4 protein-coding genes are annotated in these 5956 nt (G+C 73.8%); all 4 read left to right on the forward strand.

What is annotated here, in order from left to right:
• Positions 1-843 (forward strand): ROK family protein (locus ACFV0Q_RS37265; protein ID WP_385011867.1); only part of this gene is annotated, 843 nt, incomplete at its 5' end.
• Between the two features lie 23 nt (positions 844-866).
• Positions 867-2732: a methylmalonyl-CoA mutase family protein gene (locus ACFV0Q_RS37270; RefSeq protein WP_385011870.1), complete on the forward strand. Its 1866-nt coding sequence runs from the start codon at positions 867-869 to the stop codon at positions 2730-2732.
• On the forward strand, positions 2729-4912 hold the full coding sequence (gene scpA / locus ACFV0Q_RS37275; RefSeq protein WP_385011872.1) for a methylmalonyl-CoA mutase: 2184 nt from the start codon (positions 2729-2731) through the stop codon (positions 4910-4912). Before ACFV0Q_RS37270 ends, scpA begins: the two co-directional genes overlap by 4 nt.
• Positions 4913-4923: 11 nt before the next feature.
• Positions 4924-5910 (forward strand): methylmalonyl Co-A mutase-associated GTPase MeaB, encoded by a 987-nt coding sequence (gene meaB / locus ACFV0Q_RS37280; RefSeq protein ID WP_385011874.1) that lies wholly within the window; start codon positions 4924-4926, stop codon positions 5908-5910.
• Positions 5911-5956: the final 46 nt, after the last annotated feature.

The raw sequence follows: 5956 nt of genomic DNA on the forward strand, positions 1-5956 counted from the left end.
ACCTTGGCCTCGAAGGCCAGCGCGCTGCCCCCGGTGGTGAGCTGGTCCACCGTGTCGATCAGGTACGTCTCGGCGGCGCTCGGCGGCTGGGTCCGGCCGGGCCCGGGGACCGTCGTACGGCATCCCGCGCTCGGGTGGCGGCACAAGCCCCTGACCGCCGAGCTGTCGGAGGCCCTCGGGCTCCCGGTCCGGGTGGACAACCACGCCCGGGCCGTCGCCGGGGCGGAGATCCTCTTCGGGCACCCCGCGGCCCGCCGGAGCCTGGTGCACCTGTTCATCGGCAACGTGGTCGACGCCGCGTTCGGCATCGAGGGGACCGTGCACCAGGGCCCCGGCTCCGCCGCCGGGGACGTGGCGCACCTGCCGGTGCCCGGCTCCGCGGCCGCCTGCGCGTGCGGACGTACGGGCTGTCTCCAGGCGGCCGCCTCCGACACCGCGCTCGGCGCCGAGGCCGTGCGGCGCGGGATCGTCCCCGACCCGTCGGTCCCGCTGCTGGTCGACGCCGCGGCCGCCGGGGACCCCCGCGCGGACCGGCTGCTGCGCGAGCGCGCCCGGGACGTGGGGCGGGCCGCCGCGCTGCTGCTCGACGTGTTCAACCCGGCCGTCATGGTCGTCACGGAACTGTCCAGCGTGCTGCACGAGGGCTACCTCGACGAGATCCGCGCCGCCGCCGTCACCCGGTCGCACGTGTGCGACGACCCCGGACGGATCATCGCCCCGCACGCGGGTCCCGCCGTCCTCCCGCAGGCCGCGGCCACCGTACTGCTGGGACCGCTGTTCGCGGACCCCGCCGGGCTGACCTGGGAGTGCGAGATCACATCCGGCGGTCATGGTCTCGGTTGAGCGCCCCCCCTAGCATTCGAGCCATGACGGTCCTGCCTGACGACGGGCTCTCCCTGGCCGCCGAATTTCCTGACGCGACACATGAGCAGTGGCAACGCCTCGTCGAGGGTGTCCTGCGCAAGTCGGGCAAGGAAGTATCCGGCGAGGCGGCGGAAGTAGCGCTGTCCACCAAGCTCGAGGACGGGCTCATCACCCGCCCGCTGTACACGGCACGCCCCGACGGGGACGGCCCCGACACCGGCTTCCCGGGGTTCGCGCCCTTCGTGCGCGGCGGTACCCCCGAGGGCACCGGCGTCTCCGGCTGGGACGTGCGCCAGCGGTTCGCGGGCAGCGATCCGGTACGGGTCAACGAGGCGGCCCTCGCCGACCTCGAGAACGGCACCACCTCCCTCTGGCTGACCGTCGGCCGGGGCGGTCTGCCCGCCGACGGCCTGGCCCGGGCGCTGGAGGGCGTCTACCTCGACCTCGCGCCCGTCGCCCTCGACGCGGGCGCCGAATACGCGGAGGCCGCACGGGCGTTGCTCGCCCTGTACGCCGAGCGCGGGGTGGCTCCGGCGCAGGCGCGCGCCTCCCTCGGCATCGACCCGCTGGGCCACGAGGCCCGGACGGGCGAGGCCGTGGACGCGGCGCCCGCAGCGGAGCTGGCCCGGGAGGCGGCCGCCTCCTGGCCGGGCGTGCGCGCCCTGACCGTGGACGCCCTGCCGTACCACGAGGCGGGCGGCTCGGCCGCCGAGGAGCTGGGCCTGTCCCTGGCCACCGGGGTGGCGTACCTGCGGGCCCTGACCGGGGCCGGCATCGCCACCGAAGCCGCTTTCGGGCAGCTGGAGTTCCGTTACGCGGCGACCGCCGACCAGTTCCTGACCATCGCCAAGCTGCGCGCCGCCCGGCGCCTGTGGGCACGGATCGCCGAGGCCTGCGGGGCCCCGGGGGCGGGCGCCCAGCGGCAGCACGCCGTCACCTCGCCGGTGATGATGACCCGGCGCGACCCGTGGGTGAACATGCTGCGCACCACCGTGGCCTGCATGGCGGCGGGCGTGGGGGGCGCGGATTCCGTCACCGTGCTGCCCTTCGACAGCGAGCTGGGCCTGCCGGACGCCTTCGCGCGGCGGATCTCCCGCAACACCTCCACGGTCCTGCTGGAGGAGTCGCACCTGGCCCGGGTGATCGACCCGGCCGGCGGCTCGTACTACGTGGAGCGGCTCACCGACGAACTGGCGCACGCCGCCTGGGAGTTCTTCCAGACGGTGGAGCGGGCGGGCGGCCAGGCGGCCGCGCTGCGCTCGGGGCTGGTCGCGGAGCGGCTGGCGGCCACCTGGGCCGTGCGTTCGAAGCGGCTGGCCACGCGCCGCGAGCCGATCACCGGGGTGAGCGAGTTCCCGATGCTGTCGGAGAAGCCCGTCGTGCGCGAGCCCGCGCCCGAGCGGCCGGCCGGCGGCCTGCCGCGCGTGCGGCGCGACGAGGCGTACGAGGCCCTGCGCGCACGGAGCGACGCGCACCTGGCCGCGACCGGCGCCCGGCCGAGGATCTTCCTCGCCGCGCTGGGTCCGGCGGCCGCGCACACCGGCCGCGCCACCTTCGCCTCGAACCTGTTCCAGGCGGGCGGCGTCGAACCGGTCCACGACCCCGTGTCGGTGGACCCGGACACGGCCGCCGCCGCGTACGCGGCGAGCGGCGCGGACGGCGTGGCGGTGCTGTGCTCCAGTGACGCGCTGTACGAGGAGCAGGCCGCCGAGGTGGCCGCCGCCCTGCGCGGGGCGGGCGCGACGACCGTGTTCCTCGCGGGCAGGCCCGGTACCGCCGAGCAGGCCGTGGACGAGTACGTCTTCGCCGGCTGCGACGCGGTCGCCGTGCTGTCCTCCGTACTCGACCGGATGGGAGTCGCGCTGTGAGCATCCCCGATTTCTCCGAACTCCCCCTCGGCGCGGCCTCCTCGGCGGTCACCGAGGACCAGTGGCGCGCGGCGGTGAAGGAGTCCACCGGCACCGCCACGGGCGACCTGCTGTGGGAGACGCCCGAGGGCATCGGCGTGAAGCCGCTGTACACGGGGCGGGACCTGGAGGGCCTGGACTTCCTCCGGACGTACCCGGGCGTGGCCCCGTACCTGCGCGGCCCGTATCCGACGATGTACGTCAACCAGCCCTGGACGATCCGGCAGTACGCCGGCTTCTCCACGGCGGAGGAGTCGAACGCCTTCTACCGGCGCAACCTCGCGTCGGGCCAGAAGGGCCTGTCGGTGGCCTTCGACCTGCCGACGCACCGCGGCTACGACAGCGACCACCCGCGCGTGACGGGCGACGTCGGCATGGCGGGCGTGGCGATCGACTCGATCTACGACATGCGCCAGCTGTTCGACGGGATCCCGCTGGACAAGATGTCGGTGTCGATGACGATGAACGGCGCGGTGCTGCCGGTCCTCGCGCTGTACATCGTGGCGGCGGAGGAGCAGGGCGTCTCCCCCGACAAGCTCGCCGGGACCATCCAGAACGACATCCTCAAGGAGTTCATGGTCCGCAACACCTACATCTACCCGCCGAAGCCGTCGATGCGGATCATCTCCGACATCTTCGCCTTCACCTCGCAGAAGATGCCGCGGTACAACTCCATCTCCATCTCCGGGTACCACATCCAGGAGGCCGGGGCGACGGCCGACCTGGAGCTGGCGTACACCCTCGCGGACGGGGTGGAGTACCTGCGGGCCGGGCAGGCCGTCGGGCTGGACGTGGACGCGTTCGCGCCGCGGCTGTCGTTCTTCTGGGCCATCGGCATGAACTTCTTCATGGAGGTCGCGAAGCTGCGCGCGGCCCGTCTGCTGTGGGCGCGGCTGGTCAAGCAGTTCGACCCGAAGAACGCCAAGTCGCTGTCGCTGCGCACGCACTCGCAGACCTCGGGCTGGTCGCTGACCGCGCAGGACGTCTTCAACAACGTGACGCGCACCTGCATCGAGGCGATGGCGGCGACGCAGGGGCACACCCAGTCGCTGCACACGAACGCCCTCGACGAGGCCCTCGCACTGCCGACGGACTTCTCGGCGCGCATCGCCCGCAACACCCAGCTGCTGCTGCAGCAGGAGTCGGGTACCTGCCGGTCGATCGACCCGTGGGGCGGCAGCGCGTACGTCGAGAAGCTGACGTACGACCTGGCCCGGCGGGCGTGGCAGCACATCGAGGAGGTCGAGGCGGCCGGCGGCATGGCGCAGGCCATCGACGCGGGCATCCCGAAGCTCCGGGTGGAGGAGGCCGCCGCCCGTACGCAGGCGCGGATCGACTCCGGCCGTCAGCCGGTGATCGGCGTGAACAAGTACCGGGTGGAGACGGACGAGCAGATCGACGTGCTCAAGGTCGACAACTCCTCGGTGCGCGCCCAGCAGATCGCCAAGCTGCGGCGGCTGCGCGAGGAGCGCGACGAGGCCGTCACCCAGGACACCCTGCGGGCCCTGACGCACGCGGCCGGCAGCGGGGAGGGCAACCTGCTCGCGCTGGCGGTGGACGCGGCCCGCGCCAAGGCCACGGTCGGTGAGATCTCGGACGCACTGGAGAAGGTGTACGGGCGGCACGCGAGCCAGATCCGTACGATCTCGGGTGTGTACCGCAACGAAGCAGGCGAGTCGCCGTCCGTGGAGCGCACCCGCGCCCTGGTCGACCGGTTCGAGGAGGCGGAGGGCCGCCGTCCGCGCATCCTGGTCGCCAAGATGGGCCAGGACGGGCACGACCGCGGCCAGAAGGTGATCGCGACCGCCTTCGCCGACCTGGGCTTCGACGTGGACGTCGGCCCGCTGTTCCAGACCCCGGCGGAGGTGGCCCGCCAGGCCGTCGAGGCGGACGTCCACGTGGTGGGCGTCTCGTCGCTGGCGGCCGGCCACCTGACCCTCGTACCGGCGCTGCGCGAGCAGCTGGCGGAGGAGGGCCGCGAGGACATCATGATCGTCGTGGGCGGGGTGATCCCGCCGGCGGATGTCCCCACGCTGCTGGAGATGGGCGCCACGGCGGTGTTCCCGCCCGGAACGGTGATCCCGGACGCCGCCCACGACCTGGTGACGCGGCTGGCCGCGGACCTGGGTCACGAGCTGTAGGCGCCGCGCGGATGCCCCCGAAGATCGACATCGATGTGTACGTGAAGGGCGTGCTCGACGGGAGGCGCGCGCACATCGCGCGCGCGATCACCCTCGTCGAGTCCACCCGGGCGGACCACCGGGTCCTGGCCCAGCGGCTGTTGACGGAGCTCCTCCCGCACACCGGGAGGGCGCGCCGGATCGGCATCAGCGGGGTGCCCGGGGTGGGCAAGTCCACGTTCATCGACGCGTTCGGCACGATGCTGACCCGGCTGGGCCACCGGGTGGCGGTGCTGGCCGTGGACCCGTCGTCCACCCGTACGGGCGGCTCCATCCTCGGCGACAAGACGCGGATGGAGCGGCTCGCGGTCGACCCGGCGGCGTTCGTCCGGCCGTCGCCGTCGGCGGGGACGCTGGGCGGGGTCGCCCGGGCGACCCGGGAGTCGATGATCGTGATGGAGGCGGCCGGGTACGACGTGGTCCTCGTCGAGACGGTGGGCGTGGGCCAGTCGGAGACCACGGTGGCCGGGATGGTGGACTCGTTCCTGCTGCTGTCGCTGGCGCGTACGGGCGACCAGCTGCAGGGGATCAAGAAGGGCGTCCTGGAGCTGGCGGACGTCCTGGCCGTGAACAAAGCGGACGGCCCGCACGAGCGCGAGGCGAAGGCGGCGGCGCGGGAACTGTCGGGCGCGCTGCGGCTGATGCATCCCGCGGACGCGGCGTGGACTCCGCCGGTGCTGACGTGCAGTGCGCGGGAGTCCGCGGGGCTGGACGAGGTGTGGAACCGCCTCGAACAGCACCGGGTGCTGCTCGAGGCCGGGGGCCGGCTGGCGGCCAAGCGGGCTGCGCAGCAGGTGGAGTGGACCTGGTCGATGGTCCGCGACGAGCTGCTGGAGCGGCTCCGGGCGGATCCCGCGGTGCGGGAGCTGGCGCCTGGCCTGGAGGCCGGGGTGCGGGCGGGTACGGTGACCGCCACGTCGGCGGCGGACCGCATCCTGTCGGCGTTCGGCCGAGGCTGAGGGATCGAGCGCGGGTCCGCTTCCGGGGGCTCCGCCCCCGGACCCC

The organism is Streptomyces sp. NPDC059564 (assembly GCF_042735575.1).
GTDB lineage: Bacteria > Actinomycetota > Actinomycetes > Streptomycetales > Streptomycetaceae > Streptomyces.